Here is a 3,463-nt window from a genome sequence, read left to right as displayed (position 1 = left end):
CGGCTCCGCCGTGGCCGCGGCCCGTACGCACCAGGCGGTCACCGGCAGCAGCAGGCCCGCGCTGTAGGCGCAGCCCGCCAGCGGGTCGTCCCCGCCGGAGACGCCGAGGGCCAGCAGCAGGCCGTAGGTGAGGAACGGCGGGAGCCAGCGCCGGGAGCGCGCCACCAGCTCCAGGTGGTGGCGGATCAGGGCGTTCACCGGGCCTCCTCCCGGACGGCCTCGGCGGCCGCGAGGACCGCCCTGATGTGGACGCCGGGCCCGCCGGCGAGCAGCCGGCGCAGCACCGCGTCCGAGTGGGCGGCGGGCACCTCCAGCACGGTGGCGCCGTCCGCCGTCCGGGTGACGGCGGGCCGCCCGGGCAGCCGGTCCGCGGCCGGGACGGGCCCCTCGGCCTCGATCCGCACCGGCGGGCCCGCGGGCGGTGCGGCGGGCGCCACCGGGCGCAGCCGGCCGCCGTCGACCGCGTGGGCGGCGGTGGTGAACCCGGCCAGCCGGGTCGGGTCGTGGTCGACGAACAGCACCCGGCCGCCGGCCGCGGCGCGTTCCGCGGCGGCGTCGTCCAGCTCGGTGCGGGCCTGCTGGTCCAGGCCCGTCCAGGCCTCGTCGAGCAGCAGCAGGTCCGCCTCGGCGATCAGAGCCTGGGCGACCGCGACCTTCTGGCAGGTGCCCTTGGAGAGCCGCCCGAGCGGGGTGCCGGCCCGGTCCGCGATGCCGAACCGCTCCAGCCAGTACTCGGTGCGGCGGGCCGCCTCGGCGGCGTCGAGGCCGTGGATCCGGCCGAGGCCGCGCAGATAGCCGCGCGCGTCGAAGGGCAGCGCGGGCGGGAAGCGCTCCGGGACGTACGCACGGCGGGCGGGCAGGTCGGCGGTGCCCTCGGTGGGCCGCTCGATGCCCGCGGCGATCCGCAGCAGCGTGGACTTGCCGCTCCCGTTGGCGCCCTCGATCCGCACCAGCGACCCGGCCTCGACCGCCAGGTCCGCCCCGCGCAGCACCCACGGGCCGCCCCGGCCGTACCGCCGGCCCACCCCCGCCAGCCTCACCTGCACTCCTTCCACACAGAAGGTCCTTGGTGTGCAGCTTAGTTCGGGCCCGTCGGGGCGGGCGGACGCATTGGGCAATCGGAACTGATGGTCCCTAGGATGCGGCGGTGACGATCACCAGACGACGACCGGCGGCCCGCGCCGCCGGCCTGCTGGCAGCCATGGCGATATCCGCCGGTGCGCTGCTGGCCGGCCTACCCGCACACGCCGACGAACCCACCGGAGGTACCCCCGCCGCCACCGAGGCGCCCAAGGTCGACCTCGTCCTGGACGTCAGCGGCTCGATGCGGGCCACCGACATCCAGGGCAAGAGCCGGATCTCCGTCGCGCAGCAGTCGATCAGCGATGTGATCGACGCCCTGCCGGCCGAGACCGAGTTCGGCATCCGCACGCTGGGCGCGACCTACCCCGGCACCGACAAGGCGGAGGGCTGCAAGGACACCAAGCAGCTCTACCCGGTGGGGAAGACGAACAAGCTGGAGGCCAAGACGGCGGTCGCCACGCTGCGGCCCACCGGCTGGACCCCGATCGGCCTCGCGCTGCGCGGCGCCGCCCAGGACCTCGGCAACGGCCCGACCACCCGCCGGGTGGTGCTGATCACCGACGGCGAGGACTCCTGCGCACCGCCGGACCCGTGCGAGGTGGCCCGCGAGCTCGCCGCCCAGGGCATCAACCTGGTGGTCGACACGCTCGGCCTGGCGCACGACGACAAGACCCGCCAGCAGCTGCTCTGCATCGCCAACGCGACCGGCGGCACCTACACCGACGTCCGCTCCCAGGAGCAGCTGACCAGCAAGGTCAAGCAGCTGGTGAACCGGGCCCAGGACACCTACAAGGTGACGCCGGCGAAGGTCGCCGGCACCGACACCTGCCCCGGCGCCCCGGTGCTCTCCCCCGGCGTCTACAGCGACCGCGAGAAGTTCTCCGAGCACCGGGTCTACCGGGTCGCGGTGCAGCCGGGCCAGGAACTGCGGGCCTCGGTCAGCGTCACCCCGGACCGCGCGGTGGCGCGCGACTACGGCGTGCTGCTGCTCGCCACCGACACCTCGGGCCAGGAGCTGGTGCGCGGCACCGACGCGGGCAGCGGCCGGACCGACGTGGCCTCCACCGGGGTGCGCTGGTCGGCGCCGTCCGGCGGGCACGCCGCGGCCTCCCCGGGCGTGTCCGGCACGGCCGCGGCGGGCGGCCACGACGTCTGCCTGGTCGTCAGCAATGCGTTCGCGCCGCAGGCGGGCGTGCAGGCCGACCCGGGCCTGCCGGTGGAGCTGACGGTGGACGTCACCAAGGCCTCCCCCTCCCCCGACGGCCCGGCCATGGGCCTGGGCCGGGGCTGGATCCTGCTGCTGGTGCTGACCGTGGCCGGTCTGCTCGCCGGCCTGCTGCTGGGCTGGCTGGCACGCTGGCGGATCGCCGTCTGGCGGGAGAACTGACGATGCGTGGACTGATGATGCGTACGACCGCCGCCGGCGCCCTCGCGCTGGGCGCGGTGCTGCTCGCGGCGCCCGCGGCGCCGGCCGCCTCCCCGTCGGCGGCGCCGTCGTCGTCGCCGAGCGGGGCGAAGGCCCCGGTAACGACGGCCGGTACCACCTTCCTGACCGCCAGCACGCTGGCACCGGGCCAGGACGCCTCGGTGGCCGCCTCCACCGGCGACTACCTGTACTGGGCGTTCGCCGCCTCCGAGGGGCAGACCGACACGGTGCGGGTCACGGTGGCGCTGCCGCCGTCCGCCGACCGGCACGGAGCGCAGACCTGGTCGGTGGAGGTGTTCGACGGGCTGCGCCGCCGGCAGGCGTGCACCGCCGGACCGCAGAACGCCACCGGTGACACCGCCGCGGCCTCGCTGGCGCTGAGCTGCACGCTGCGGCAGGTCCGCTCGTGGGCCGAGCCGTGGTCCGGCGACCCGCTGCCGGGCAGCTACTACCTGCGGCTGTCGGTGAGCGACGTGCCGCAGGCCGACCTGGGCCTCGCGGCGCAGGTCACCGTGCACATCGACGCCAAGGGCGGGGCGGACGACGCGCAGCCCGAGGGCGGCGCGCTGAAGGCTCCGCTGGTGCCGCCGGTGAACGCGGGCTCGACCGCCGCACCGGGGGCGGCCGCGGCGCCGTCCGCGTCGGCCTCGGCCTCGTCGTCGGCGTCCCCGGCGCCGGGCACCGCCAAGGTCGCGGCCCCGGCCGAGCCGGAGTCGCACTGGTACTCGGACCTGTTCTCGGGCTGGAACACCCGCTGGTTCTGGACGGTCGGCGGCGGCGTGCTCGCCGCGCTGGCCGGCGTGTGGGGCTTCACCCTCACCCGGCACCCGCGCGGCCACCGGGCCGTCCGGCCGATCCCCGCGCAGGGCGGACCGCAGCAGTTCCCGGCGCACCAGCCGGGCCCGCAGGACCGCTACCGCGACTGACCGCGCGGCGGCGCTGCACCGCGAGGGC

The 3,463-nt window shown here is 76.6% G+C and carries 3 protein-coding genes and 1 pseudogene; 2 read left to right on the top strand and 2 right to left on the bottom strand.

From position 1 onward, the window contains the following. Both ACFV0G_RS37350 and ACFV0G_RS37345 read right to left on the bottom strand, forming a co-directional pair. Positions 1-198: pseudogene (locus ACFV0G_RS37350) on the bottom strand (ABC transporter); the annotation flags it as partial. Then, complete coding sequence (locus ACFV0G_RS37345; RefSeq protein ID WP_380557654.1) at positions 195-1,040, bottom strand: ATP-binding cassette domain-containing protein; 846 nt, start codon at positions 1,038-1,040, stop codon at positions 195-197. The gene ACFV0G_RS37345 and the pseudogene ACFV0G_RS37350, both read right to left, overlap by 4 nt. A gap of 161 nt (positions 1,041-1,201) precedes the next feature. Between ACFV0G_RS37345 and ACFV0G_RS37340 the strand changes: the two genes are divergently transcribed. Together ACFV0G_RS37340 and ACFV0G_RS37335 are read left to right on the top strand one after the other, a co-directional pair. Next, complete coding sequence (locus tag ACFV0G_RS37340; protein ID WP_380557657.1) at positions 1,202-2,470, top strand: VWA domain-containing protein; 1,269 nt, start codon at positions 1,202-1,204, stop codon at positions 2,468-2,470. A 14-nt stretch (positions 2,471-2,484) separates the two neighbouring features. Beyond that, entirely contained in the window at positions 2,485-3,435 is a 951-nt protein-coding gene (locus ACFV0G_RS37335; RefSeq protein ID WP_380557651.1) for a peptidase, read from the top strand. The last annotated feature ends 28 nt before the right edge of the window (positions 3,436-3,463 follow it).

The organism is Kitasatospora sp. NPDC059571 (assembly GCF_042735675.1).
Lineage (GTDB): Bacteria > Actinomycetota > Actinomycetes > Streptomycetales > Streptomycetaceae > Kitasatospora.
Note: the sequence above shows the minus strand (reverse complement) of the source record. Positions and strands in the feature narration are given on the sequence as shown.